Source organism: Pulveribacter sp. (genome assembly GCF_032079985.1).
Lineage (GTDB): Bacteria > Pseudomonadota > Gammaproteobacteria > Burkholderiales > Burkholderiaceae_C > Melaminivora.
This window is the reverse complement of record NZ_DAMATK010000001.1, coordinates 1,025,117-1,050,830: the sequence shown is the minus strand read 5'-3', so window position 1 is coordinate 1,050,830 and position 25,714 is coordinate 1,025,117. Positions and strand designations below refer to the sequence as shown.

Below are 25,714 nucleotides of genomic sequence, written 5' to 3'. Positions count from 1 at the left end.
GTCATTCCTTCTAGCGGCTCTGCGGCGCTCATTCCCAGTTCAGCGCACCCTTTTTCCACTCGTAGGCGAAACCCACGACCAGGATGGCCAGGAAGATCAGCACGGCAACGAAGCCGGTCATTCCCACCTGCTGCAGGCTCACCGCCCAGGGAAACAGGAAGGCGATCTCCAGATCGAACAGGATGAACAGGATGGCCACGAGGTAGTAGCGCACGTCGAACTTCATGCGCGCGTCCTCGAAGGCCTCGAAGCCGCATTCGTAAGGGGAGTTCTTGGCCGGATCGGGCCGGTTCGGGCCCAGTACGTAGCCCAGCAGCAGGGGTACAACCCCAATGGCAGCCCCCACCAGAATGAACAGGAGGACTGGGAGGTACTGATCGAGATTCATGTGGAGACCTGCTCACCGTTGAAAAGCCGCCCTGCCCGTATCGCCATGCGACCCGGATAAGGCGGCCTTATGTGATTGGTGCCGTCGGCGAGACTCGAACTCGCACAGCTTTCGCCACTACCCCCTCAAGATAGCGTGTCTACCAATTCCACCACGACGGCTGTCTTGTTGTTTTGCGCATCCTCAAAGCACGGACCGATGGCCGGCACGGCTTTCCAGACAGACAGCGATTCTAACCCGGAAAAACCCTGTGACAGATCGGGCGGCGGATTATTTGCGCCGCCCTGCCCAGCCTTACTTGGTCGGGATCTGCGCCGCGCCGGAGGCCGGCTCGGCAGCGGGTGCGGGCACCTCGGCCGATGCGGCCGGCTCGGCGGCGGGCGCCGGGGCGCTGCTGGCCGGCACCGCGGCCGCCGGGCCTTCCAGCACGCTGCCCACGCTGGGCGTGCGCTGGTTGCCCAGGTAGGCCAGGGCCAGGGTGGCCACGAAGAACACGGTGGCCAGCACGGCCGTGGTGCGCGACAGGAAGTTGGCGCTGCCGCTGGCGCCGAACAGGCTGCCCGAGCCGCCGCTGCCAAAAGCCGCACCCATGTCGGCACCCTTGCCATGCTGGATGAGGATCAAACCGATCATGGCCAGGGCGGTCAGTATCTGCACCGCCAGGATGATGTTCACAAAGGCATTCATACGCGTTTAACTCCTGATTTGATAGCTACTCACGCTTGCGTGGCGCGGGCTGCAGCAATAATTTGCAAGAAATCCTGGGCCTTGAGCGAGGCCCCGCCCACCAGCCCGCCGTCGATGTCGGCCTGGGCCAGCAGTTCGGCGGCGTTGGCCGCGTTCATGCTGCCGCCGTACAGCAGCGGCACGCGATCGGCCTGCCCGGTGGCGGCGGCCAGCTGGGCGCGCAGCACGGCGTGCACCTCCTGCGCCTGCTGGGGCGTGGCCGTGCGGCCGGTGCCTATGGCCCAGACGGGCTCGTAGGCGACGACGATCTCGCTGATGCAATGACCGTTCGTATGGACCACGGCGGCCAGCTGGCGGCGCACCACGTCCATGGTCTGGCCGGCCTCGCGCTCGGCCAGCGTCTCGCCCACGCAGACGATGGGCGTGATGCCGGCAGCCAGTGCCTTCTGCGCCTTGGCCGCAACGGCGGCATCGCTCTCGCCGTGGTACTGGCGCCGCTCGGAGTGTCCGACCAGCACGTAGCGCGTGCCGAACTCGCGCAGCATGGTGGCCGAGGCCTCGCCCGTATAGGCGCCGCCGTCGTGCTGCGACACGTCCTGCGCGGCCAACTGGATGGCGGAGCCCGCCACCAGCGACTGCACCTGCGCCAGGTAGGGCGCGGGCACGGCCACGGCTACGGTGCAAGCGCCCTGCTGGCCTTCCAGTCCGGCGCGCAGCGCGCCCAGCAGGGCCTCGTTGGCGGCCAGGCTGCCGTTCATCTTCCAGTTGCCGGCGATGAGTTTGGTTCTGGCCATCACGCGCTCCAGGTCAGGACGATCTTGCCCACGTGCTGGTTGGATTCCATCAGCGTGTGGGCCTGCGCCGCGTCGGCGGCGGCAAAGGTGCTGTGGATCACCGGGCGGATGGTGCCCGCCGCCAGCAGCGGCCAGACCTGCTCGCGCAGGGCCTGCGCGATGGCGGCCTTGAAGGCCACCGGGCGCGGGCGCAGCGTGGAGCCGGTGACGGTGAGGCGCTTGCGCAGCACCGCGCCGGCGTCGATCTGCGCCTGGACGCCGCCCTGCACGGCGATGATGACGATGCGCCCGTCCTCGGCCAGGCAGCTGAGTTCGCGCGCCACGTAGTCGCCCGCCACCATGTCCAGCACCACGTCGACGCCGCGGCCTTCGGTGATGCGCAGCACCTCGGCGGCGAAGTCGTGCGTGCGGTAGTTGATGGCGTGGTGCGCGCCCAGCCCCAGGCAGGCGGCGCACTTGTCGTCGGAGCCGGCGGTGACGATCACCGTGGCGCCGCGGGCGCGCGCAAGCTGGATGGCCGTGACGCCGATGCCGCTGGAGCCACCCTGCACCAGCAGCACCTCGCCCGACTGCAAGCGGGCGCGGTCGAAGACGTTGCTCCAGACGGTGAAAAAGGTTTCGGGCAGCGAGGCGGCCTCGACGTCGGACAGTCCGGCCGGCACCGGCAGGCACTGCCCGACGGGCGCCACGCACCACTGCGCGTAGCCGCCGCCCGCCACCAGGGCGCAGACGCGGTCGCCCACGCGGATGCCCGCACGCTCCATGGCGGCCTCGTCGCCGGACTCGACCACGCCCGCGACCTCCAGGCCTGGCAGATCGGATACGCCGGGCGGGGGCGCATAGTGGCCCTTGCGCTGCAGCACGTCGGGGCGGTTCACACCGCTGGCGGCCACGCGGATCAGCAACTCGCCGCTGCCGGCCTGCGGGCGCGGACGCTGCGCCAGGCGCAGTCCTTCAGGCGCGCCAAAGGCCGTGATTTCCACGGCCTGCATGGTGGTTTCGTTCATCGCAAAAATTGGCATTAAAACAGGCGCCAGCGCTTGTAGGACAAGCGCTGGCAGCTACTTTTTCAATAGCAATCAGAGCTCTGTGGAGCCCGGTGCCTCGCCGCCGGCGTTGCCGCCATGGCCGCTCTGGCCGTTGTGCTGCTGGCCATGGCCGTTGCCGTCGCGGCGCTCGCCGCGGCCGCCTTCACGGCGTTCGCTGCGCTCACCACGATCGCCGCGGTCACCACGCTCCGGGCGCTCCATGCCGGCGGGACGCTCGGTCAGGGCCTTCAGGGACAGCTTGACGCGGCCCTTCTCGTCCGTCTCCAGCACCTTCACGCGCACGACCTGGCCTTCCTTGAGGTAGTCGTTCACGTTTTCCACGCGCTCGTGGGCGATCTGGCTGATGTGCAGCAGGCCGTCCTTGCCGGGCAGCAGGTTGATCAGGGCGCCGAAGTCCAGGATCTTGGTGACCGGGCCTTCGTAGATCTTGCCCACCTCGACCTCGGCCGTGATCTCCTCGATGCGGCGCTTGGCCTCGTCGGCCTTGGCGGAGTCGTTAGAGGCGATGGTGATGGTGCCGTCTTCCTCGATGTTGATCTGGCAGCCGGTCTCGTCGGTCAGCGCGCGGATGGTGGCGCCGCCCTTGCCGATCACGTCGCGGATCTTCTCGGGGTTGATCTTCATGGTGTAGAGCTTGGGCGCGAAGCTGGAGATCTCCGTGCGCGCCTCGCCCATGGCTTCCTGCATCTTGCCCAGGATGTGCATGCGCGCTTCCTTGGCCTGGGCCAGGGCGACTTCCATGATCTCGCGGGTGATGCCCTGGATCTTGATGTCCATCTGCAGCGCGGTGATGCCGGCCGTGGTGCCGGCCACCTTGAAGTCCATGTCGCCCAGGTGGTCCTCGTCGCCCAGGATGTCGGTCAGCACGGCAAAGCGGTTGCCGTCCTTGATCAGACCCATGGCGATGCCGGCCACGTGCGCCTTCATGGGCACACCGGCGTCCATCAGCGACAGGCAGCCGCCGCAGACCGAGGCCATGGAGGACGAGCCGTTGGATTCGGTGATCTCGGACACCACGCGGATGGTGTAGGGGAACTCGTCCTTGGAGGGCAGCGCGGCGATCAGCGCGCGCTTGGCCAGGCGGCCATGGCCGATCTCGCGGCGCTTGGTGGAGCCCATGCGGCCCACTTCACCGGTGGCAAAGGGAGGCATGTTGTAGTGGAACAGGAAACGGTCCTCGAACTCGCCGGCCAGCGCGTCGATGCGCTGCGCGTCGCGCTCGGTGCCCAGCGTAGTCACCACCAGGGCCTGCGTCTCGCCACGCGTGAACAGGGCCGAGCCGTGCGTGCGCGGCAGCAGCGAGCTGCGGATCTCGATGGGACGCACGGTACGCGTGTCGCGCCCGTCGATGCGCGGCTCGCCGGCCAGGATCTGGCTGCGCACGATGCGCGCCTCGATGTCGAACAGCAGCGCCTCCACGGCCGTGGCGTCGAACGCCGCGCCCTCGTCCTTGAGGCTTTGCAGCACGGCGGCGGAGGCCTCGCGCAGCGCCTGGGTGCGGGCCTGCTTACTGCGGATCTGGTAGGCGGCGCGCAGCTTGTCCTCGGCCAGCTGCGTAACCTTGGCGATGAAGGCCTCGTCCTTGGCGGCGGGCTGCCAGTCCCAGGTGGGCTTGCCGGCCTCGCGCACCAGCTCGTGGATGGCCTCGATGGCGATGCGGCCCTGCTCGTGGCCGAAGACCACGGCGCCCAGCATCACGTCCTCGGGCAGCTGCTCGGCTTCGGACTCGACCATCAGCACGGCGGCCTCGGTGCCGGCCACGACCAGGTCCAGCTGCGAGTTCTTGCGCTCGGTCTGGCCGGGGTTGAGCACGTATTCACCGTTGATGTAGCCCACGCGCGCGGCGCCGATGGGGCCGTTGAACGGGATGCCCGAGACCGACAGCGCGGCGCTCACGCCCAGCATGGCGGCGATGTCGGCGTCCACCTCGGGGTTCAGCGAGATGGTGTGGATGACCACGTGCACGTCGTTGTAGAAGCCCTCGGGGAACAGCGGGCGGATCGGGCGGTCGATCAGGCGGCTGGTCAGCGTCTCCAGCTCGGAGGGCTTGGCCTCGCGCTTGAAGAAGCTGCCGGGGATCTTGCCGGCGGCGTAGGTCTTCTCGATGTAGTCCACCGTCAGCGGGAAGAAGTCCTGGCCCGGCTTGGCCGTCTTGGACGCGGCCACGGTGGCCAGCACCACGGTGTCGTCGACATTGACCAGCACGGCGCCGCCGGCCTGGCGGGCGATCTCGCCCGTCTCCAGAGTGACCGTGTGCTGGCCCCACTGGAACGTCTTGGTGACCTTGTTGAACATCGTCATGGTTTGCTCCTGAAAAAATAGCTGCTCACGCTTGAGCAGCAATGCTTTGGAGGTCAAACAGACCGCGATGCCATTCCAGGCAAGCGCTGGCAGCTATCAAAAAATGAGCCAACGCGCACGTGGAATGACACAGCTTCGCTCTGCCGACGGATCTCCAAACGGGAAACTTGAAGTAAAAACGCCTGAGTCAGACCATCCAACTCAGGCGTTGCTCTCGGGCATGGCGCTTACTTGCGCAGGCCCAGCTTGGCGATCAGCGCCGTGTAGCGCTCGGCGTCCTTGGCCTTGAGGTAGTCCAGCAGCTTGCGGCGGCGGCTCACCATGCGCAGCAGGCCACGGCGGCCGTGGTGGTCCTTGGCGTGCTGCTTGAAGTGGGGCGTCAGCTCGTTGATGCGGGCCGTGAGCAGGGCCACCTGCACTTCGGGGCTGCCGGTATCGTTGGCGGCGCGCTGGTTGGCCTTGACGACTTCGGCCTTGACGGAGGATGCGATCATGAATTTTTCCTGATGTAGGCCGGGCGGCAGGCGGGCGGCGGAAGCTGAGAGTTCGCGCGCCACGCAAAGGCCTGTGTCCGATGCCTGGTTGTGACTTGCGCCGGCAACTGGAAAGGCCGCCGGCGTGCGTCTTGCACTATGCAAAACCTGTCGATTATATCGCCTGCGTTCTTTTTCCGGTACCCGCAGCCCCACGGATGGCCGGCCGGCGACGGGCCATCCATGATCGCAGCCCGCCAGAAACCACGTCCACGCCATGCACTTTGCCCCGCTTCCGCTGCACCGCGCGCTGTTATGCGCCCTGCTCGCCCTGGCCACTGCCGGCATGGCGCAAGCAGCACCGGCATCCGGTGCGCCCCCGAAGAAATCCAAGGCCGTGAAGGTCAAGCCGCAGCAGAACAATTCGCAGGAAACCGCCGCCGAGCGCGACCGCCGCCTGTACCGCGAATGCAAGGGCCTGCCCAACGCCGGCGCCTGCCTGGGCTACACGCGCCGTTGAAAAAAGCGGCCCGGGTGCCCGGAACTGTTCAAAACCTGGGCTAGAATTCGCCCCGTTGTCGCAGCGCAATCCGGTCTGGCAACCAGCCGGAACAGCAAAACGACAATTTTTGAAAAGAGCCCGAAAATTTCGTGCTACAATTCAAAGCTTCGCGGCTGTAGCTCAGCTGGATAGAGTACTTGGCTACGAACCAAGGGGTCGTGGGTTCGATTCCTGCCAGCCGCACCAAACGGTAAGCCCTGAGTCTGAAAGGACTCAGGGCTTTTTCGTATGTGCCGCACGAAACGCGGCACCATTGCGGCATGAGCAAAGCCTTTACCCGCGAAGCCGACGCCCCCGAAGATGACGACGACGGCGCGGCCCCTGCCTCACCCATTCCGGCAGGCGGCAAAAACTACATCACTCCCCAGGGCTACGCGCGCCTGCGCGGCGAGCTGCTGCAGCTGATCGACGAGGAGCGGCCCAAGGTCGTGGACATCGTGCACTGGGCCGCCAGCAACGGCGACCGTTCGGAAAATGGCGACTACCTGTATGGCAAGAAACGCCTGCGCGAGATCGACCGCCGCATCCGTTTCCTGACCAAGCGACTGGAGATCGCAGAGGTGGTGGACCCATCCGTGCATGCCGGCAGCGATCAGGTCTTCTTCGGCGCCACCGTCACCTATGTGGACGACGAGGACGAAGAACGCACGGTGACCATCATGGGCGTCGACGAGGCCGACAACGCATCGCAGCAGATCAGCTGGATCTCCCCGGTGGCCCGGGCGCTGCTCAAGTCCCGCGAGGGCGATGAGGTCACCTTGATGACGCCGGCCGGCCAGCGCACGCTGCAGGTGCTGCAGGTGAGCTACCCCGCGCCCGAGCAAGGCGGCCGCTGACGGCAGCCCTGCCTGCCCGTCAATCGGCGGCGGGCTGGGGCAGCACGCGCCAGGCGCGCAGCACCGAAGGCGTGCGGCGCAGGTTGCGCAGCGTCGCCTCGACATGGGTCAGGTCGCGCACGGCCACCACGAAGCGCAGCTCGGTGGTCGCCATGGCGTCATCCATGTCCATGCGCACGATGTCCGCCTCCGAGCTGGACAATTCGGAGGCAACGCGCGCCAGCACCCCCTTGCCGTTGTTCACCGTCACAGTGATGCCGGCCTCGAAAAGACGCGTCGGCTCGTCGGCCCAGTCCACCGCGATGAAGCGCTCGGCGTCTTTGCGCTGCAGCCGCTGGGCCACGCCGCAGCGGGCGTGGTGCACCACCAGGCCTTCGCCCCGCCCCAAATAGCCGACGATGGGATCACCCGGCACGGGACGGCAGCAGGTCGCGTACTGGATGGAGGCACTTTCGCTGCCGTCCAGCATGATGCCGCCCTGGGAGACGTTCTCGTGCGCGGCGTAGCGTTCACGGCTGAGCAGCACGGCGTCCGGGCGCAGGCCGCTTTCGGCCAGCAGCCCCACCAGCCGCTTGGCCACGATGCCGGCCACCCGTCGGCCCAGGCCGATGTCGGTCAGCAGCTCGGCCTGGGACCGGCTGCCCGTGAAGCGCAGCAGCCGATCCCACAAGGCGGCATGGTTCTGCGCATCGGGCAGTTGCTCGATACCCTCGGCGCGCAGCGCCTGGGTGAGCAGCTTCTCGCCCAGCCCGGCGGATTCGCTCTGCGCCAGCGTCTTGAGATAGTGGCGGATCTTGGAGCGCGCCCGGGCGGTGCGTACAAAGCCCAACCAGGCCGGGTTGGGCCGCGCACCTTGCACGGTAGTGACTTCCACCACGTCCCCGTTCTTCAGCTCGGTGCGCAGCGGGACCTGCTCATTGTTGATGCGCGCACCCACGGTGCGGTCGCCCACGTCGCTGTGGATGGCATAGGCAAAATCCACCACGGTGGCGCCGCGCGGCAGCGCCAGGATCTGGCTCTTGGGCGTGAAGACGTAGACCGCGTCTGGGAACAGGTCGACCTTCACGTGGTCCCAAAACTCGGCGGCGTCGCGCGTCTCGTTCTGGATGTCCAGCAGCGACTGCAGCCATTGCGTGCCCAGGCGCTCGGTCGTGCCGGCCGCCTCCTGGGCCTTGTACAGCCAGTGCGCGGCGATACCCGCCTCCGCGACGATGTGCATCTCCTCGGTGCGGATCTGGAACTCCACGTTCAGGCCCGCCGGGCCGACCAGCGTGGTGTGCAGCGACTGGTAGCCATTGAGCTTGGCAATGGCGATGTGATCCTTGAACTTGCCCGGCACCGGCTTGTAGGCTTGGTGCAACACGCCCAGCGCGGTGTAGCAATCCGTAATGGAGCGCACCACCACGCGAAAGCCGTGCAGGTCGATGACCTGGGCAAAGCTCAGGTGCTGGTCGCTCATCTTCTGGTAGATGGCGAACAGAGTCTTGTCGCGCCCCGCCAGGCGTACCGACATGCCGGCGCGCACAAAGGCGGCTTCCACCTCGGCCTGCATCTTCTGCACGCTGTCGCGGCTGCGGTTGCGGCTGCGGGTGACGGCCTTGGCCAGCGTGGCATAGCGCCAGGGGTGCAGGTGACGGAAAGACAGGTCCTGCAGCTCGCGGTAGGTCTGATTCAGCCCCAGGCGGTGGGCGATGGGCGCGTAGACCTCCAGCGTCTCGGAGGAGATGCGGCCCCACTTGGAGCGCGGCATGTCCGACAGGGTGCGCATGTTGTGCGTACGGTCGGCCAGCTTGATGAGGATGACGCGCACGTCGCGCGCCATGGCCAGCAGCATCTTGCGAAAGGACTCGGCCTGGTTTTCCTCGCGGGTGTTGAACTGCAGCTTGTCCAGCTTGGTCAGGCCATCCACCAGCTCGGCCACGGGAGAGCCAAAGCGCTCGACCAGATCGGCCTTGGTGATGCCACAGTCCTCCATCGCATCGTGCAGCAGTGCCGCCATCAGAGCCTGGGCGTCGAGCTTCCAGCTGGCGCACAGCGCGGCGACCGCGATGGGATGGGTGATATAGGGTTCGCCGCTGCTGCGCAGCTGGCCCAGGTGGGCTTGGTCCGCATAGCGGTAGGCCTGGCGCACCTGCTCGATCTGGGCATCGTCCAGATAGTCCAGCTTTTCCAGCAAGGCGGCAAAGCTGGCAGCAGCGGCGTTGGCTGCCGCTGGCCGCGCTGCCACATCGGGCGCCGCAGTCCTGTCAGTCAATACCGCGTTCTGGGAGGAAGCCATAGCCTTGCAACTATAGCGCCGCATCCCGATGCCTGCGCGGCAACACGCGCCATGTCCATGACGCACCAACAAAAAAGCACCGCCTGGGCGGTGCTTATGCGCTGGGATCAGGCAGCCCCGGCGGCTTAGCCCGGCACCTTCTTCAGCATTTCCAGCCCCACCTTGCCAGCCGCGATCTCGCGCAGGGCGGTGACGGCCGGCTTGTTGCGGCTGTCGATCTTGGGCGTGTGGCCCTGGCTCAGCATGCGGGCGCGGTAGGTGGCGGCGAGCACCAGCTGGAAACGGTTGGGGACCTGCTCGAGGCAGTCTTCCACGGTAATGCGGGCCATGGTCTTCTCCAGGGGATCGGGGTGTCAGGGAATGTCGAGCGAGGCGAAGGTGTCGGCCCGGGCGCGGCGCTGGGCGATGTACTTCAGCCGCTGGGCATGGACGATGGTTTTCAGGTCGAAAAGCGCCCGCTCGAAAACTTCATTGATTATAACGAAGTCGAATTTTCCGGCCTGGGCCATTTCCTGGGCCGCATTCTTCAGGCGCATCTCGATCACCTCGGACGAATCCTCGCCGCGCCGCTCCAGGCGCGAGCGCAGTTCTTCCCAGCTCGGCGGCAGGATGAATACCAGCACGGCATTCACGAAAGCCTGCTTGATCTGCAGCGCGCCCTGGTAGTCGATCTCCAGCACCACGTCCGCGCCCTGGGCCACGCGCTCCTCGATGGCCCGGCGCGAGGTGCCGTAGCGTCGGCCGTGCACGTTGGCCCACTCGACGAAACCGTTGGCGGCCACCATGGCGTCGAACTCCTGCTCGGAGGCGAAGAAATACTCGCGCCCGTGCTTTTCCTGCCCGCGCGGCGCCCGCGTTGTGTGCGACACCGAGGGCTGAACGTGCGAGTCCACCTCCATCAGCGCCTTTACAAGGCTGGATTTCCCCGCCCCGCTGGGGGCTGAGACGACGAAGAGATTTCCGGGATAGTCCATACGAGACATGCGGTGGGCGCTATCAAAACAGGATTATTACTCGACGTTCTGCACCTGCTCGCGCATTTGCTCGATCAGCACCTTCATGTCCACGCCGATGCGCGTCAGCTCCATGGTGGCCGACTTGGAGCCCAGCGTGTTGGCCTCGCGGTGCAACTCCTGGATCAGGAAGTCCAGCCGCTTGCCGACCTCGCCGCCCTTGTCCAGCAGCCGCGTGATTTCATCCAGATGCGCGGCCAGCCGGGTCAGCTCCTCGGCCACGTCGATGCGGATGGCGAACGCCGTGGCCTCGGTCAGGGCGCGCTCCTGAGCGGCCTCGGGCACGGCCGCGCCTTCGGCCAGTTGCATGGCCTCCTTCCAGCGCTCCATGAAGCGCTGGCGCTGGTGCTCCACCAGGCGAGGCACCAGCGGGCCGGCCTGGCGGGCCAGCTCGGCCAGCTGGGCCAGGCGATCGCGCAGCATGGCCACCAGGCGGGCGCCCTCGCGCTCGCGGGCGGCCGTCAACTCGTCCAGCGCGCCGCGCGCCAGCTCCAGCAGCGCCGGGCCCAGGTCCTGCTGCGGTGCGGCGGCGCCGGCGCTCAGGCGCAGGGCATCGGCCACCGACAGCGGACGTGCGCCCGGCAACTGGGCCTGCACGGCGGCCTGCACCTGGGCCAGACGGGCCAGCAGCGGCGCCGGCGGCTCGGCCAGTCCGGCGCCCTCGCCGCCTTCGACAAACGCACGCACCTCTACCTTGCCGCGCTTGAGGCGCGCCGTCAGCAGGGCACGCAGCGCCGGCTCCTGGGAGCGCAGCTCTTCGGACAGGCGAAACGTCAGGTCCAGAAAACGGCTGTTGACCGAGCGGATTTCAAGGCCCAGGCGGCGCCCCGCGCCAGCGCCTTCCCCCCCGGCTCCAGGGGCCTGCAGCTGCGCGCTGGCGTAACCGGTCATGCTGTAAACTGCCATGGGATCTCTCAGGTGGATTCGTTGCCTGCAAACCCGCGATTATCCGGCCTCCGGCCAGCGCCCGCGTTCTCCTCGCTCCTGCCCATGTCAAAAACCAAGCCGGCTCCCTTGCCTCCTGGCACCGTCCTGGGCGGCTACCGCGTGGTGCGCCGCCTGGCCTCCGGCGGCTTCGGTGTGGTGTACCTCGCGCTCGACCCTGAAGGCCAACAGGTGGCCCTGAAGGAATACATCCCCGCCTCCCTGGCCACGCGCGAGCCGGGCGAGCTGCTGCCCAAGGTGCCGCCGGAAAAGCTCTCGCTGTACCGCCTGGGCCTCAAGAGTTTCTTTGAAGAAGGCCGCTCGCTGGCGCAGATCTCGCACGCCTCGGTGGTGAGCGTGCTCAACTTCTTCCGCGAGAACGAAACCGTCTACATGGTGATGAACTACCTGGAGGGCGGCACCCTGCAGGACTTCATCATCACCGCGCGCGACCTGAAGGCGCAGAAGGTGTTCCGCGAGTCCACCATCCGCTCGCTGTTCGACGAGGTGCTGCGCGGCCTGCGCGTGGTGCACCAGCACAAGATGCTGCACCTGGACATCAAGCCGGCCAACATCTTCATCACCGACGACAACCGTTCGGTGCTGATCGACTTCGGCGCCGCGCGCGAGGTGCTGTCCAAGGAAGGCAACTTCATCCGCCCCATGTACACGCCCGGCTTCGCCGCGCCCGAGATGTACCGGCGCGACTCGCAGATGGGCCCGTGGACGGACATCTACGCCATCGGTGCCTGCATCTACGCCTGCATGCAGGGCTTTCCGCCCAACGAGGCGCCGCAGCGCCAGGACAAGGACCGCCTGGCGCTGGCGCTGAACAAGCTGCGCGGCGTGTACTCCGACAACCTGATCGAGGTGGTGGAGTGGTGCATGGCGCTGGACCCCATGTCGCGCCCGCAGTCGGTCTTCGCGCTGCAAAAGGAGCTCTCGCGCGAGGGCGAGCGCCGCTACACCCGCCTGTCGGTTGGCGAAAAGATGCGCATGCAGCTCGACACCCTCGTGTCCGACACCAAGAAAAACGTGCAGAAGGTGGGCGAAGCCACCGGACTTGGCGCGCGGCCCAAATGAAGTTCTCCGTCTTCCAGATCAGCCGCCGCGGCGGGCGCGAGAAGAATGAAGACCGCATGGGCTACTGCTACACGCGCGAAGCCGGCCTGTTCGTGCTGGCCGACGGCATGGGCGGGCATCCGCAGGGCGAACTGGCGGCGCAGATCGCCATCCAGACCGTCTCGGCCATGTTCCAGCGCCAGGCGCGGCCGGCGCTCAAGAGCGTGCCGGACTTTCTCACCGCGTCCCTGCTGGCCGCGCACCACCAGATCCTGCGCCACGGCAGCCGCCACGGCATGGTCGACACGCCGCGCACCACGCTGGTGGCCGCGGTGGTGCAGGACGGGCGCGCGCAGTGGATCCACTGCGGCGACTCGCGCCTGTACCTGGTGCGCGATGGCGAGGTGCTGATGCGCACGCGTGACCACTCCTACCAGGAGCTGCGCAACGCCGCCATCGCCGGGCTGGAGCGCATCAACCGCAACGTGCTGTTCACCTGCCTGGGCTCGCCCACCAAGCCTCTGTTCGACGTCTCCTCGCCACTCCTGCTGGAGCACGGCGACCGCATCCTGCTGTGCTCCGACGGCCTGTGGGGCACGCTGGACGACGCCACCATCGCGCGCCAGATGGCGCGCCAGGCCGTCGCCCAGGCCGTGCCCGACCTGGTGGAGGACGCTTTGCGCAAGGCCGGCAACTCCAGCGACAACGTCACCGTGGTGGCCATGGAGTGGGAGACGCCCGACGCCTTCGAGACCACCCAGGGCGTGTCCACCGAGGACATCCAGGAGGACGTGTTCGCCTCCACCATCCAGTGCGAGCCGCTGGACGGCCTGGACGACGACCTGGATGACGAACTGGACGATGAGGCCATCGAGCGCTCCATCGCCGAGATCAACGAAGCCATCCGCCGCTCCGCGGAAAAGAAGCTGTAAGAGGCACCGGCCGGGCACGCGCCGCCCCGGGCCGCCGAAGAAGGAGAAACCCATGACGTTCGAACGCAGCGGCGCGCGGGCCGCAGACCAGCTGCGCCCGGTGCGCATCACGCGCGGCTACACCATGCATGCCGAAGGTTCGGTGCTCATCGAGTTCGGCCAGACGCGCGTGCTGTGCACGGCTTCCGTCGAGGAGCGCGTGCCCCCGCACCGCCGCGGCACCGGCGCCGGCTGGGTCACGGCCGAATACGGCATGCTGCCGCGCGCCACCCACACGCGCAGCGACCGCGAGGCCGCGCGCGGCAAGCAGACCGGGCGCACGCAGGAGATCCAGCGCCTGATCGGGCGCAGCCTGCGCGCCGTGTTCGACCTCGCCGCCCTCGGCGAGCGCACCATCCACCTGGACTGCGACGTGCTGCAGGCCGACGGCGGCACGCGCACGGCCGCCATCACCGGCGCCTGGGTGGCGGCGCACGACGCCGTGGCCACGCTGCTGGCCTCGGGCAAGATCGCCGCATCGCCCCTGACCGGCGCGGTCGCCGCCGTGTCCGTCGGCATGGTGCAGGGCACGCCGCTGCTGGACCTGGAATACACCGAGGACGTGGCCTGCGACACCGACATGAACGTGGTGATGACCAGCGCCGGCCACTACGTGGAGGTGCAGGGCACGGCCGAGGGCGCGGCCTTCTCGCGCACCGAGCTGGACGCGCTGCTGTCCCTGGCCGAAGCCGGCATCGCCGACCTGATCACCCTGCAGCGCCAGGCGCTCGCTATCATTTAAATAGCTGCCAGCGCTTGACTGGCAAGCGCTGCAGGCATTTTTTACTCATATTCCCATGCAACTGGTTCTCGCCTCCAACAACCGCGGCAAGCTGGCCGAGCTGCAGGACATGTTCGCCCCGCTGGGCGTGCAGCTGATCGCCCAGGGCGAGCTCGGCGTGGGCGAAGCGGAGGAGCCGTTCGACACCTTTGTGGAAAACGCCCTGGCCAAGGCCCGCTTCGCTGCTGCCCACACCGGCCTGCCGGCGCTGGCCGACGACGCCGGCCTGTGCGTGCACGCCTTCGGCGGCCAGCCGGGCGTGCAGACGGCCTACTACGCCACCCAGTTCGGCTATGACAAGGGCGACGCCAACAACGTGCGCGCTCTGCTCGAGCAGATGCAGGGCATCGACGACCGGCGCGCCGCCATGGTCAGCACCCTGGTGGCCGTGCGCAGCCCGGGCGACCCGGAGCCGCTGATCGCCGTGGGCCGCGTGGCCGGCGAGATCGCACGCGCGCCGCGCGGCAGCGGTGGCTTCGGCTTCGACCCGGTCATGGTGCTGCCCGAGCTGGGCAAGACCTTCGCGGAGCTGCCCGCCGACGAGAAGAACGCCCGCAGCCACCGCGGCCGCGCCGCCCAGCTAATGCTGGCGCTGATGCGCGAGCGCTGGCTATGAAAATATGAGCTGCTACCGCTTGTGCAGCAAGGTTTTGAATGAGATTTATGCCTCAAAACATTGCCAATCAAGCGCCAGCAGCTATGGTTTTATGAGCGCCGCATGACCATCCCCATCACCCCGGCAGCCGAGCCCGCCCCGCGGCGCGACGTGCTGCACTACATGCGCCCGGGCCTGCTGCAGCTGACCAGCCTGCCCCCGCTGTCGCTGTACGTGCACATCCCCTGGTGCCTGCGCAAGTGCCCGTACTGCGACTTCAACTCGCACGAGGCCCGCGCCGGCACGGACGGCCTACCCGAGCAGCGCTACATCGACGCCCTGATCGCCGACCTGGAGGCCGCCCTGCCGCTGATCTGGGGCCGCACCGTGCACAGCATCTTCATCGGCGGCGGCACGCCCAGCCTGTTCGCGCCCGAGGCCATCGACCGGCTGCTGGCCGCCATCCGCGCGCGGCTGCGGCTGGAGCCGGGCTGCGAGATCACGCTGGAGGCCAACCCCGGCACCTTCGAGCGCGAGCGTTTTCGCGCCTACCGCGGCGCCGGCGTCACGCGCCTGTCCATCGGCGTGCAGAGCTTCAACGACGCTCACCTGGCCGCCCTGGGCCGCGTGCACGACCGCGCCCAGGCCCTGGCCGCCGTGCAGGAGGCGGCCGAGGCGTTCGAGACCTTCAACCTGGACCTGATGTACGCCCTGCCTGGCCAGACGCTGGCGCAGCTGGAGGAGGACGTGCACACCGCGCTGGCGCACGCTCCGCCGCACCTGTCCATCTACCACCTGACCATCGAGCCCAACACCTTCTTCGCCAAGCACCCGCCCCCCGGCCTGCCCGAAGACGACGACGCCTGGGCCATGCTGGACCGCATCACCGAGCTGACCGGCGCAGCGCAGATGCAGCGCTACGAGGTCTCGGCCTATGCGCGCGAGGGCCACCAGTGCCTGCACAACCGCAACTACTGGCAGTTTGGTGACTACCTGGGCATTGGCGCGGGCGCGCACAGCAAGCTCAGCTTTGCCCACCGCGTGGTGCGCCAGGTGCGTTTTCGCGATCCGCAGCGCTACATGGCCCAGGCCCTGGCCGGCAACGCCATCGCGCAGGACGAAGACGTGCGCCGCGCCGACCTGCCGTTCGAGTACATGCTGGGCGCGCTGCGCCTGCGCGAGGGCTTTGCGCTGGCGGACTTCACCACCCGCACCGGCCTGCCCCTGACGGCCATCGCCCAAGGGCTGCAGCAGGCCGAGCAGCAGGGCCTGATCGGGCGCGACAGGGACCGCGCCTGGCCCACCGAGCGGGGGTTTGATTTCCTGTCGGATCTGCAGGCGCTGTTCCTGCCGGACTGAATCGCCCGCAGCGCCGCGGGGGCCTTTCAGCCGCAGCGCGCGGCCATCACCTTGCCGGCGCCGTCCACCTGAAGATTCAGCCGCTCGCCGTTGAACTCCATAGTCGTCGCCTGGCCGGGGCCCAGGACGCGGGCCATGCGCGCGCCGGCGCGTACCCGTGCCTCCTCCACCACCTTGGCCGTGCTGCTGCGGCCCACCGCCCACTGCGCGCCTTGCGCATCGCACGTGCTGCCCACGGGCGCCGTGCTGGCGCCGATCGGCGCGGGCGCGGGCGTGGCCGGCGCACCGGTGCCGCCGCCGGGCAGGCCGATCGACGAGCACCCTGCCAGCACCGCCAGCGCCGCACCCGCCACCACCTTGTTCATCCACTGCACAGGCATCGCTTGCTTCTCCTTGTTCGAGCGTAAAAAGGCCAGGACCTTAGCGCGCGGCCCGCAGGCCGGGGGTCACCACAGGTAACAGGCAGGCGCAGTGGGCTATTCGACCGGTTTTTCGGCCGCGGCCACCGCGTCCAGGCCCAGCGCCCGCACCCGTGCAACCGCTGCGTTGGCATCGGCGGACGAGGCAAACGGTCCCACGCGCACGCGCTGCAGCTGCCGCCCATCGGCCGCTGTCACCTGGCGTACGGCGGACGGCAGGCCGGCGCGCAGGAGCCGCGCATGCGTGCGCTGGGCATTGGCAGGCTCGGCGAACAGGCCGACGTTGATGTAGAGGCGGCGGGCCGGCTGGGCCGACTGTTTTACCGGTTCTTTGGCCGGCTTTTTGATCGCCGGTGGGACCGGCTCGGGAGCGGGCTTGTTCGCGGTTGCTTGGGTCGGCTGCTCGGCCGTTGTGGGTGCTGCAACCGGTTCAACGGCGGTCGCGGGAGCCATGGTTGCCAGTGCATCGGCCTGCGGTGCGCCCTCTAGAGGTGCGGCGGCAAGCGCCGGCTCTGCGGCAGCCGCCTCTTCAGCCACCGGTTTCTCCGCAGCCGGCGCATCGACAGCGGCTGAAGGCGCGGCTCGCGGTTCGGCCTTCGGCAAGGCTACGGGCGGCGGGGTCGATGTTTGGCGCAGCGCCTGCTCGCGCTGCGGTCCCAGCAGGTAGAGCGTGGCAACCGCCGTCGCCAGCAGTGCCAGGGCCGCGCCGCCAGTCGCCACGGCGGCCAGGCGCGCCCGGCTGGCCGCGCGCCGCTCCAGCAGGCCCATGGCCTCCAACATGGTCGGCGCAGCCTCGACGGCGGCGGCAATGTTCCGCTGTACCTGCCGGTGCACCAGCGCGTCGCCGTACAACCCAGGCACGGCAAAGGCCAGCAGCGCCAAAGCCAGCATCAGCCCCGCCAGCACCGGCGCCGGCAGCGCCCGCCCGCCCGCCGCCAGGGCGCCCAGCAGCAGGGCCAGCACCAGCAGCCCGGCCAGATAGGCCAGCAGCGCGCCCCACAGCCGCCGGAAGACCATCCAGCCCAGCGTGCAGAAAGCTGCGGCGCTGTTCCAGCCGGGCAGCACACGCTCGGTGGCATCCATGCGCGCGAAGGCGGCGAGGTAGTGCTCCGCGGAGCCCACCGGCCCCAGCGCCGCCCGGTACAGCGCCACCGTCATGCTGGTCGGCGCCGCCATGCTCCCCGGCGCGCCGCCGGAGTGCGTCGCGTAGGCGGCCTGGGCTGTGCTGGCGTGCATGCGCGGCATTCTGGCATGCACCCCATCCGGGTAAATAGGGTTAGCAAGGAGGCCGGATTGGCGGCAGAAAAAAGCAAAAGCCCGCCATCTGTGGTTCGATGGCGGGCTCTTTCTGTCCGGCTTGGTAGGGCGTGCTGGGCTCGAACCAGCGACCAAGGGATTATGAGTCCCCTGCTCTGACCAACTGAGCTAACGCCCCGGAGGCGCCGTTCACGGCGGGCGCTATTGTAAGGGGCTCACTTGCGGTGGCTCAGGGCGTTGGAGACCAGCTTGGAGGTGATGTCCACGATCTGGATCATGCGGTCGTAGGCCATGCGCGTGGGGCCGATCACGCCCAGCGTGCCCACCACCTGGCCGTCCACCTCGTAGGGCGCGCTGACCACCGACAGCTCCTCGAACGGCACCACCTGGCTTTCACCGCCGATGAAGATGCGCACGCCCTCGGCGCGGCTGGAGATGTCCAGCAGGCGCAGGATCTGGGTCTTTTGCTCGAACAGGTCGAAGGCGCGGCGCAGGTGGCCCATGTCGCTGGAGAAGTCGCTCACCGACAGCAAATTGCGCTCGCCGGAGATCACCACCTCTTCGCGCGACTCGCTCATGGCCTCGGTACCGGCGCTCACCGCTGCCTGCATCAGGTCGGCGATCTCGCCGCGCAGCTGCTCGACCTCGCCCTTCAGGCGCTCGCGCACCTGCTCCATGGCCAGGCCGGCGTAGTTGGAGTTCAGGAAGTTGGCGGCCTCCACCAGCTGCGACTGGGTGTAGTCCACCTCGGTGAAGATGACGCGGTTTTGCACGTCCCCGTCGGGCGAGACGATGATGACCAGCAGGCGCCGCTCGGACAGGCGCAAGAATTCGATGTGGCGAAACACCGACGCGCGCCGCGGCGCCATGACCACGCCGACGAACTGCGACAGGTTGGACAGCAGGTGCGCAGCGTTGGCGATCACCTTCTGCGGCTGCTCGGGCATCAGCTGCAGCGCCGGCAGCTCGCCCTTTTGCACCGTGAGCATGGTGTCCACGAACAGGCGGTAGCCCTTGGCGGTGGGAATGCGCCCGGCAGAGGTGTGGGGGCTGACGATCAGGCCCAGCTCCTCCAGGTCGGCCATCACGTTGCGGATGGTGGCCGGCGACAGGTCCAGCCCCGAAGCGCGCGACAGCGTGCGCGAACCGACGGGCTGGCCTTCGGAGATGTAGCGCTCTACCAGCGCCTTGAGCAGCACCTTGGCACGGTCATCCAGCATCACGTCATTTTAGTGATGTAATTTCCACCCAATGATGCCCATCTTCCGCCGCGTCGCAGTCATCGGCAAATACCAGCGCCCCCCAGCCGCAACGGCTGCCGAGGGTTCGCGCGAGGTCATCGACGGCATTGCGCAGTTCGTCCTTGCCCAGGGCTGCGAGCTGGCGCTGGAGGCCGAAACCGCCGCTCTGCTGGACCTGGGCGCTCGCTACCCCACGCTGGACGTGGAAGGTATTGGCCGCCAGTGCGACCTGTGTCTGGTGGTGGGTGGCGACGGCACCATGCTGGGCGTGGGCCGGCACCTGGCCAGCTACGGCACGCCGCTGGTGGGCATCAACCAGGGACGGCTGGGCTTCATCACCGACGTGCCGCTGGACAGCTACCAGGACGCCCTCACGCCCATCCTGCACGGCGAATACGAGGAAGACGTGCGCCCGCTCATGCAGGCCTGCGTGATGCGGGGCGGCGAATGCGTGTTCCAGGCGCTGGCGCTCAACGACGTGGTGGTCAACCGCGGCTCCACATCGGGCATGGTAGAGCTGCGCATCGAGGTGGATGGCGTCTTCGTCGCCAACCAGCGGGCAGACGGTCTGATCGTCGCCTCGCCCACCGGCTCCACGGCCTATGCGCTGTCTGCGGGCGGGCCCATGCTGCACCCGTCCATTCCCGGCTGGGTGCTGGTGCCGATTGCGCCGCACATGTTGTCCAACCGGCCCATCGTGCTGTCCGACGCCAGCGAGGTGGCGATCGAGGTGGTGGGCGGGCGCGACATCAGCGCCAATTTCGACATGCAGTCGCTGGCCTCGCTGCAGCACGGCGACCGCATCCTGGTGCGCCGCTCGGCGCACCGCGTGTGTTTTCTGCATCCGCGCGGCTGGAGCTACTTTGCCACCTTGCGCAAGAAGCTCCGCTGGAACGAGGGAGGTTCCTGACCATGGCCCTGAGGCGTATCGCGCTCTCGGACTTCGTGATCGTGCGCTCGCTGGAGCTGGACCTGCAGGCTGGCTTCACCGTCCTGACCGGCGAGACGGGCGCGGGCAAATCCATCCTGATCGACGCACTGCAGCTGCTGCTGGGCGCGCGCGCGGACACCGGCGTGATCCGCGAGGGCGCGCAGCGCACCGACATCAGCGCCGAGTTCGACGCCGATGGCCCGCCGGCACTGGCCGCCTGGCTGCACGAGGCCGGCATCCAGACCGAGGACACGCTGCTGCTGCGCCGCACCATCGACACTGCCGGCAAGAGCCGCGCCTGGATCAACGGCACCCCCGTCACCGCCACGCAGATGCGTGCTCTGGGCGACCACCTGCTGGACATCCATGGCCAGCACGCCTGGCAAAGCCTGACCCGACCCGAGGCCGTGCGCGCCCTGCTGGACGCCTATGCCGGCGTGCAGGGCCAGCCCCTGGCCGCGCCGTGGGCCGCCTGGCGCGACGCGCACAAGGCGCTGGAACACGCCCGCGCCGCGCAGAACTCCCTGGCGCAGGAGCGCGAGCGGCTGCAGTGGCAAATCGGCGAGGTGGACAAGCTCGCCCCCGCCGAGGGCGAGTGGGAGGAACTGAACGCCCGGCACGCCCGCCTGTCCAACGCCCAGTCGCTGATCGACAACGCCCAGGGCGCACTGGCGCTGCTGGAAGGCGGCGACGAAGGCGGCGGCGCCCTGAGCGCGATGGCCCAGGCGCAGGAGCTGCTGCAGGGCTACGAGCACGTGGACGAAAGCTTTCGCGCCATGAACGAGGTGCTGACCTCCTGCATGGCCCAGGCCGGCGACGTGCTGCATTCGCTGCAGGGTTACCTGCGCCACGCCGAGCCCGACCCCGACCAGCTGGCCCAGCTGGACGCCCGCGTGTCGCAGTGGCTGCAGCTGGCGCGCCGCTACCGCCGCACGCCCGAGGAGCTGCCCGCCCTGCTGGCCGGCTGGCGCGCCGAGCTGCAGCGGCTGGAGGCCTCTGCCGATCTGCAGGCCCTGGAGGCCGCGGCCCAGCGCCATGGCGAGGCCTACCGCAAGGCCGCCCGCGCCTTGAGCAGCCAGCGCGCCCAGGCCGCGCCGCGTCTGGGCGCCGCCATCACCCAGGCCATGCAGGGCCTGGGCATGACCGGCGGGCGCTTCGAGGTGCAGCTGGAGTCAGGCGAGCCCGGCCCCCACGGCACCGACCAGGTGGCCTTTCTCGTCAGCAGCCACCCCGGCATGACGGCGCGGCCCATCGGCCGCGTGGCCTCGGGCGGCGAGCTGTCGCGCATCGCGCTGGCCATCTCGGTGACCACCAGCGAGCTGGGCGAGGCGCCCACGCTGATCTTCGACGAGGTGGATTCGGGTGTGGGCGGCGCCGTGGCCGAAACCGTGGGCCGGCTGATGCAGCAGCTGGGCCGCGCGCGCCAGGTGCTGGCCGTCACCCACCTGCCGCAGGTAGCCGCCTGCGCCGACCACCATCTGGTGGTGGCCAAGCACAAGGGCTCCACGGAAACCACCAGCACCGTCGCCCCGGCAGAAGGCGAGGCCCGCGTGGCCGAGCTGGCACGCATGCTGGGCGGCGAACGCCTGTCGGCCACCACGCTGGCGCACGCCCGCGAGATGCTGCAGGGCGCGGCCCAGCCCGCCGCGGCCGGCCCGCGCGCCGCGCGCAAGAAGCCGCAGCAGGCGACGCCATGAAAAAGCTGGACGTCACCGTCATCACCGGCATGGCCGGCTCGGGCAAATCCGTGGCGCTGCATGCGCTGGAGGACTCCGGCACCTACTGCGTCGACAACCTGCCACCCGAGCTGCTGGCCGGCCTGCTGGCACTGGAGCACGCGCACCACGGCCACCGCGTGGCCGTGGCCATGGATGTGCGCAGCGTCAGCACCCTGCCCCAGGTGCCGCGCCAGCTGGAGCAGCTGCGCAAGAGCGGCGTGTCCGTGCGCTCGCTGTTCCTGGACGCCTCTACCGACACCCTGGTGCGGCGCTTTTCCGAAACGCGCCGGCGCCACCCGCTGTCCAACAAGGCGCTGCTGGACGGCCAGCACGCCCTGGTGCAGACCATCGAGCTGGAGCGCGAGCTGCTGGCCGAGCTGCGCGAGCAGTCGCACGTGATCGACACCAGCACGCTGCGCCCGGCCCAGCTGCTGGGCTACGTGAAGAGCCTGCTGCCCGTGTCCACGGACCGGCTGACGCTGATTTTCCAGTCGTTCGCCTTCAAGCGCGGCGTACCCATGGACGCGGACTATGTGTTCGACGTGCGCATGCTGCCGAACCCGCATTACGAGCCGCTGCTGCGCCCCCTGACCGGGCGCGACGCGCCGGTGGCCGAGTTCCTGCGCCAGCAGCCCGAGGTGGGGCTGATGCAGTCGCACATCACCCAGTTTCTGGACCAGTGGCTGGAGGCCATGGCGCGCAACCACCGCAGCTATGTCACCGTCGCCATCGGTTGCACGGGCGGGCAGCACCGCTCGGTGTACCTGGCGGAGCAGCTGGCGCAGCACTTTGGCGGGCAGTGGAACACGCTGCTGCGCCACCGCGAGCTGGATGGGCTGAAGGCGCAGGCCACAACGTAGCAGCGCAGTCGCTACATCTTTAGTAGCTGCCTGCGCTTGCTGCAAGCCAATTTCAACATTAAAACCACCGCAAACCTACGCAGATTAAGCGGCAGCAGCTATCAATTTTGCAGGCCGCTGTCCTGCGCCAGCCGCTCCAGCAGCGCACGGATGGGCGCCGGCAGGCCCAGGGCGCGCCACTGCGCGGGCGCGAACCAAGCGCCGGGAGCTTCATCCTCCTGGGCCAGTGCCACGGCGGCGAGCTGCACCGGCGCCAGCACCGGGTGCAGATGCAGGTCGCGGTGGGTCAGCACGTGGGTGAAGGCGGGCAGGTCCTGCAGCGGGCCGGTCGGCGCCGCGTCCATCAGCGCTTCGTGACTGTCGAAGGCCGGCGGGCAGTACAGGCCGGCCCAGATGCCCGTGGCCGGGCGCCGCTGCAGCCACACCCGCCCGTCCGCATCGCGCTGCAACAGCAGCCACCAGCTGCCGGCGCTGCGCTTGAGCTTGCGGGTGCGCACCGGGTAGCGTTCGGGCTCGCCCTCGCGGCGGGCCACGCACACCTCCTGCAGCGGGCACAGCATGCAGCTGGGCTTGCGCGGCAGGCAGATGCCCGCACCCAGGTCCATCAGGCCCTGGGTATAGCGCGGCATGGCCTGCTGCAGGTCTTCCGTCGGCAACAGCTCCTCTGCCTGCTGCCACAGGGCGCGCTCGCTGGCGGCCTGCGCCAGGTCCTGGCCAAAGCCCAGCACGCGGGTGAGCACGCGCCGCACATTGGCGTCCAGGATGGGTGCGCGCACGCCAAAGCAAAAAGCGGCAATCGCCCCGGCCGTGGAGCGGCCTATGCCCGGCAGCGCGGCCAGCTGCTCCACGCTGCGCGGGAACTGTCCGCCGTGCTCGGCCACCACGATCTGCGCGCAGCGGTGCAGGTTGCGCGCACGGCTGTAGTAGCCCAGGCCGCTCCACAGCGCCAGCACATCGTCCTGCGGCGCGGCGGCCAGCGCCTGTACGTTGGGGAAGCGGTCCAGGAAGCGCTGGTAGTAACCCAGCACCGTGGCCACCTGGGTCTGCTGCAGCATGATTTCGGACAGCCACACACGGTAGGGGTCGCGCGTGTTCTGCCAGGGCAGGTGGTTGCGCCCGTGCGCGGCCTGCCACTGCACGACGCGGCCGGCCACGTCCGTCGCCGCGCCGCCGCGCCCGCCTGCTGCGGGCACGCTCATGCCTGCAGGGGCATGGGCTCGGTGATGTCGATGTCCGGCTCGTGCAGCGCCGTGGCCGTCGCTGCCTGGGCGGGCGTGTGCATCAGCCCGTCGGTCAGGCTGGTCAGGCGCACTTGCAGCTCGGTCAGCTCGCGCTCGCCGTCTTCGATCTCGGCGATGCGGTCCATCAGGCTGTTGGCCGCCGTCTGGATGCGCTCCACCGCCTCGATGCGCCGGGCGAAGCTGCGCTTGCGCTCGCGCAGCTGGGCGTCCAGCTGGGCGGTGGCAGTCTTGCTCCACTGCTCCAGTTCGTTGGCCGCGCTCTCGAAGACGGTGCGCAGGCGCAGGCCCAGCGCGCGCAGCAGGCGCTGCGAAAACTCCGGCTGCGTCAGGCGCAGCGCGTTGCCCATGCCCACGTACTGCAGGTGGCGCTGCTCGATGGCCATGATGTCCTGCTCGTAGGACGCCAGCTGCGGCGCCGCCGGCACCTGCAGCGAAAAGCCGTACTCGGCGTTCAGCTGGCGGAAGGTGCCGCCGAGCATGGCCTGGATCTCGATACCCGTGGCCTGCGCGGCCTGCACGATGGCACGCAGGCGGGCGAAGGTCTCGCCATAGACACGGCGCAGGCCCAGCTTCAGCCCGACGGGGGTCAGCGCGTCCGACAGTGCCGTCAGCTCGGCCTTGAGCGAGCGCGCGCCCAGCTGGTGGAACAGCTCGCGCAGCATCTTCAGGTGCACCATGCGCAGCGCCTGGATGCGCGCGGCGCTGGCTTCGAACTCGCGTTGCTCCATCTCGATGCGAGAGCGCATGGCGTCGATCACGGTGGCGTTCTTGCCGCGCAGACTGCGCAGCTCCAGCATCTGGTCGTCCAGGTCGCGGCGGCGCACGTTGATGGCACGCTGCACCTGCTCGTGCAGCGCCGCCACGCCGGCGGCCACGTTGGCGCGCAGAATGGTCTGGCGGCGCCCCACCACGCCGTCGGCCAGGGCTTCCTCCAGCAGCGGCAGGCCACTGGCCTCCAGCAGCACGTCGTCGCACTGGATCTTGGCCACCAGGCCCTTTTGCGCCGACACGGGCACCACCCGCTCCAGCGGCACGCCCAGCATCTCGGCCGAGGTGACGCGCTGGCGCTCCAGCTGCGCCTGCACCTGCGAGGGCGAACTCAGCGTGTCCCAGAGGGTGTCGATCTTGTTGAGCACCACCAGGCGCGCGTCCTGCGCGCCCTCCATCCCGCCCAGGTGGTCGCGCCAGATGGACAGATCCGAGCGCGTCACGCCGGTGTCTGCGCCCAGAATGAAGACCACGGCGTGCGCCTGCGGTATCAGGTTGATGGTCAGCTCGGGCTCGGCACCCACGGCGTTCAGGCCGGGCGTGTCCAGGATGACCAGGCCCTGCGCCAGCAGCGGGTGCGGAATGTTGATGAGGGCGTGGCGCCACATGGGCACCTCCACCAGGCCGGCGGCGTCGGGCACGGGGTTGTCGTCCTCGGCGTCGTCATGCCAAAAGCCCAGGGCGCGCGCCTCGTCCACCGGCACGCGGCGCACCTGCGCGACCTTCTCCAGGGCGCCGGCCAGCTGCGCCGGATCGTCCATGTCCAGCAGCACCTCCACCCAGCGGTCGGTGCGCAGCCGCCATTCGGCCAGGCCCGGCGACTGCATGCGCGTCTCGATGGGCAGCAGGCGCAGGCTGGGTGCGCTGCCGCTCTCGTAGCTCAGCTCGGTCGGGCACATGGTGGTGCGCCCGGCGCTGGCGGGCATGATGCGCCGGCCATAGTCGGCGAAGAAGATGGCGTTGATCAGCTCGGACTTGCCGCGCGAGAACTCAGCCACGAAGGCGACCACCACCTTGTCGCGGCGCACCTGCTCTTCCAGGCGTTGCACGCGCTCTTGCACGGCGGCGTCCATGAGGTCGTGCGAGGCCAGCCACTGGCCCAGCTGGTGCAGCTGCTGGGCAAATGCCCGCCGCCATGTGCCGTGCTGGTCGAACTGTTCGTTGAATGAAGGTATCACTGCGCTTGGCAATCAGGACAAGAAAGGG

At 68.7% G+C, this 25,714-nt stretch carries 25 protein-coding genes and 3 tRNA genes; 11 read left to right on the top strand and 17 right to left on the bottom strand.

The genetic code is table 11. The features are described from left to right. Nucleotides 1-28: 28 nt before the first annotated feature. From RT282_RS04925 to rpsO, 7 genes are all read right to left on the bottom strand, one after another. Entirely contained in the window at nt 29-388 is a 360-nt protein-coding gene (locus tag RT282_RS04925) for an NADH-quinone oxidoreductase subunit A (protein WP_106847110.1), read from the bottom strand. A gap of 76 nt (nt 389-464) precedes the next feature. Next, nucleotides 465-549: transfer RNA gene (locus RT282_RS04920), tRNA-Leu, on the bottom strand. A gap of 133 nt (nt 550-682) precedes the next feature. After that, nucleotides 683-1,075, bottom strand: a complete 393-nt coding sequence (secG, locus tag RT282_RS04915) for a preprotein translocase subunit SecG (protein ID WP_312303756.1) — start codon at nt 1,073-1,075, stop codon at nt 683-685. A gap of 29 nt (nt 1,076-1,104) precedes the next feature. Further along, nucleotides 1,105-1,869 (bottom strand): triose-phosphate isomerase, encoded by a 765-nt coding sequence (gene tpiA / locus RT282_RS04910; RefSeq protein WP_312303754.1) that lies wholly within the window; start codon nt 1,867-1,869, stop codon nt 1,105-1,107. After that, entirely contained in the window at nt 1,869-2,861 is a 993-nt protein-coding gene (locus RT282_RS04905; protein WP_409519459.1) for an NAD(P)H-quinone oxidoreductase, read from the bottom strand. The genes tpiA and RT282_RS04905 overlap by 1 nt, the downstream gene beginning before the upstream one ends. Before the next feature lie 87 nt (nt 2,862-2,948). Continuing rightward, nucleotides 2,949-5,219, bottom strand: a complete 2,271-nt coding sequence (pnp, locus tag RT282_RS04900; protein ID WP_313312148.1) for a polyribonucleotide nucleotidyltransferase — start codon at nt 5,217-5,219, stop codon at nt 2,949-2,951. A 227-nt stretch (nt 5,220-5,446) separates the two neighbouring features. Next, entirely contained in the window at nt 5,447-5,713 is a 267-nt protein-coding gene (gene rpsO, locus RT282_RS04895) for a 30S ribosomal protein S15 (protein WP_019373299.1), read from the bottom strand. 256 nt (nt 5,714-5,969) lie between these two features. Here rpsO and RT282_RS04890 point away from each other — a divergent pair, with 256 nt between their 5' ends. From RT282_RS04890 to greB, 3 genes are all read left to right on the top strand, one after another. Next, nucleotides 5,970-6,212 (top strand): hypothetical protein, encoded by a 243-nt coding sequence (locus RT282_RS04890; RefSeq protein WP_312303736.1) that lies wholly within the window; start codon nt 5,970-5,972, stop codon nt 6,210-6,212. A 151-nt stretch (nt 6,213-6,363) separates the two neighbouring features. Beyond that, nucleotides 6,364-6,440: transfer RNA gene (locus RT282_RS04885), tRNA-Arg, on the top strand. Between the two features lie 74 nt (nt 6,441-6,514). Beyond that, nucleotides 6,515-7,090 carry a transcription elongation factor GreB gene (gene greB / locus RT282_RS04880; protein WP_313312147.1) on the top strand — a complete coding sequence of 192 codons (576 nt, stop codon included), beginning with the start codon at nt 6,515-6,517 and terminating at the stop codon, nt 7,088-7,090. A gap of 19 nt (nt 7,091-7,109) precedes the next feature. On the opposite strand, the gene RT282_RS04875 is transcribed toward greB, so the two are convergent. The 4 genes from RT282_RS04875 to RT282_RS04860 all read right to left on the bottom strand — a co-directional run bounded on the left by RT282_RS04875 (nt 7,110) and on the right by RT282_RS04860 (nt 11,272). Continuing rightward, nucleotides 7,110-9,368, bottom strand: coding sequence for a bifunctional (p)ppGpp synthetase/guanosine-3',5'-bis(diphosphate) 3'-pyrophosphohydrolase (locus RT282_RS04875; RefSeq protein ID WP_313312145.1), 2,259 nt, complete (start codon nt 9,366-9,368; stop codon nt 7,110-7,112). Between the two features lie 125 nt (nt 9,369-9,493). Beyond that, entirely contained in the window at nt 9,494-9,697 is a 204-nt protein-coding gene (gene rpoZ, locus RT282_RS04870) for a DNA-directed RNA polymerase subunit omega (RefSeq protein WP_312303727.1), read from the bottom strand. Nucleotides 9,698-9,721: 24 nt separating this feature from the next. Then, nucleotides 9,722-10,342: a guanylate kinase gene (gene gmk, locus RT282_RS04865; RefSeq protein ID WP_312303725.1), complete on the bottom strand. Its 621-nt coding sequence runs from the start codon at nt 10,340-10,342 to the stop codon at nt 9,722-9,724. A 36-nt stretch (nt 10,343-10,378) separates the two neighbouring features. Beyond that, nucleotides 10,379-11,272, bottom strand: a complete 894-nt coding sequence (locus RT282_RS04860) for a YicC/YloC family endoribonuclease (protein ID WP_313312633.1) — start codon at nt 11,270-11,272, stop codon at nt 10,379-10,381. 99 nt (nt 11,273-11,371) lie between these two features. On the opposite strand from RT282_RS04860, the gene RT282_RS04855 reads away from it, so the two are divergent. The 5 genes from RT282_RS04855 (at nt 11,372) to hemW (ending at nt 16,073) form a co-directional block, all read left to right on the top strand. Beyond that, the gene (locus RT282_RS04855) at nt 11,372-12,388 is read left to right on the top strand and encodes a serine/threonine-protein kinase (RefSeq protein ID WP_312303719.1); all 1,017 of its coding nucleotides are present in this window, start codon (nt 11,372-11,374) and stop codon (nt 12,386-12,388) included. After that, nucleotides 12,385-13,299, top strand: coding sequence for a serine/threonine-protein phosphatase (locus RT282_RS04850; protein ID WP_312303716.1), 915 nt, complete (start codon nt 12,385-12,387; stop codon nt 13,297-13,299). The genes RT282_RS04855 and RT282_RS04850 overlap by 4 nt, the downstream gene beginning before the upstream one ends. A 52-nt stretch (nt 13,300-13,351) precedes the next feature. After that, nucleotides 13,352-14,080: a ribonuclease PH gene (rph, locus tag RT282_RS04845; protein WP_313312142.1), complete on the top strand. Its 729-nt coding sequence runs from the start codon at nt 13,352-13,354 to the stop codon at nt 14,078-14,080. A gap of 55 nt (nt 14,081-14,135) precedes the next feature. Beyond that, nucleotides 14,136-14,735 carry an RdgB/HAM1 family non-canonical purine NTP pyrophosphatase gene (rdgB, locus tag RT282_RS04840; protein WP_312303711.1) on the top strand — a complete coding sequence of 200 codons (600 nt, stop codon included), beginning with the start codon at nt 14,136-14,138 and terminating at the stop codon, nt 14,733-14,735. 102 nt (nt 14,736-14,837) lie between these two features. Next, nucleotides 14,838-16,073: a radical SAM family heme chaperone HemW gene (gene hemW, locus RT282_RS04835; RefSeq protein WP_313312140.1), complete on the top strand. Its 1,236-nt coding sequence runs from the start codon at nt 14,838-14,840 to the stop codon at nt 16,071-16,073. A gap of 26 nt (nt 16,074-16,099) precedes the next feature. On the opposite strand, the gene RT282_RS04830 is transcribed toward hemW, so the two are convergent. From RT282_RS04830 to hrcA, 4 genes are all read right to left on the bottom strand, one after another. After that, nucleotides 16,100-16,453, bottom strand: coding sequence for an I78 family peptidase inhibitor (locus tag RT282_RS04830; protein ID WP_409519451.1), 354 nt, complete (start codon nt 16,451-16,453; stop codon nt 16,100-16,102). 96 nt (nt 16,454-16,549) lie between these two features. Beyond that, nucleotides 16,550-17,728, bottom strand: coding sequence for an SPOR domain-containing protein (locus RT282_RS04825; RefSeq protein ID WP_313312138.1), 1,179 nt, complete (start codon nt 17,726-17,728; stop codon nt 16,550-16,552). 122 nt (nt 17,729-17,850) lie between these two features. After that, nucleotides 17,851-17,927: transfer RNA gene (locus tag RT282_RS04820), tRNA-Ile, on the bottom strand. Nucleotides 17,928-17,964: 37 nt separating this feature from the next. Continuing rightward, the gene (gene hrcA / locus RT282_RS04815; protein WP_312758025.1) at nt 17,965-18,969 is read right to left on the bottom strand and encodes a heat-inducible transcriptional repressor HrcA; all 1,005 of its coding nucleotides are present in this window, start codon (nt 18,967-18,969) and stop codon (nt 17,965-17,967) included. A gap of 31 nt (nt 18,970-19,000) precedes the next feature. Between hrcA and RT282_RS04810 the strand changes: the two genes are divergently transcribed. The 3 genes from RT282_RS04810 to rapZ are packed head-to-tail and all read left to right on the top strand — an operon-like array spanning nt 19,001 to nt 22,499. Beyond that, nucleotides 19,001-19,900: an NAD kinase gene (locus RT282_RS04810; protein ID WP_312303701.1), complete on the top strand. Its 900-nt coding sequence runs from the start codon at nt 19,001-19,003 to the stop codon at nt 19,898-19,900. A gap of 2 nt (nt 19,901-19,902) precedes the next feature. Then, complete coding sequence (gene recN / locus RT282_RS04805) at nt 19,903-21,618, top strand: DNA repair protein RecN (RefSeq protein WP_313312137.1); 1,716 nt, start codon at nt 19,903-19,905, stop codon at nt 21,616-21,618. Continuing rightward, nucleotides 21,615-22,499, top strand: coding sequence for an RNase adapter RapZ (gene rapZ / locus RT282_RS04800; protein WP_312303696.1), 885 nt, complete (start codon nt 21,615-21,617; stop codon nt 22,497-22,499). The genes recN and rapZ overlap by 4 nt, the downstream gene beginning before the upstream one ends. Before the next feature lie 101 nt (nt 22,500-22,600). Here rapZ and mutY read toward each other — a convergent pair whose 3' ends face one another. Both mutY and RT282_RS04790 read right to left on the bottom strand, forming a co-directional pair. Beyond that, nucleotides 22,601-23,698, bottom strand: coding sequence for an A/G-specific adenine glycosylase (mutY, locus tag RT282_RS04795; RefSeq protein WP_312303694.1), 1,098 nt, complete (start codon nt 23,696-23,698; stop codon nt 22,601-22,603). After that, nucleotides 23,695-25,686 carry a dynamin family protein gene (locus RT282_RS04790; protein WP_313312135.1) on the bottom strand — a complete coding sequence of 664 codons (1,992 nt, stop codon included), beginning with the start codon at nt 25,684-25,686 and terminating at the stop codon, nt 23,695-23,697. Before RT282_RS04790 ends, mutY begins: the two co-directional genes overlap by 4 nt. Nucleotides 25,687-25,714 lie beyond the last annotated feature (28 nt).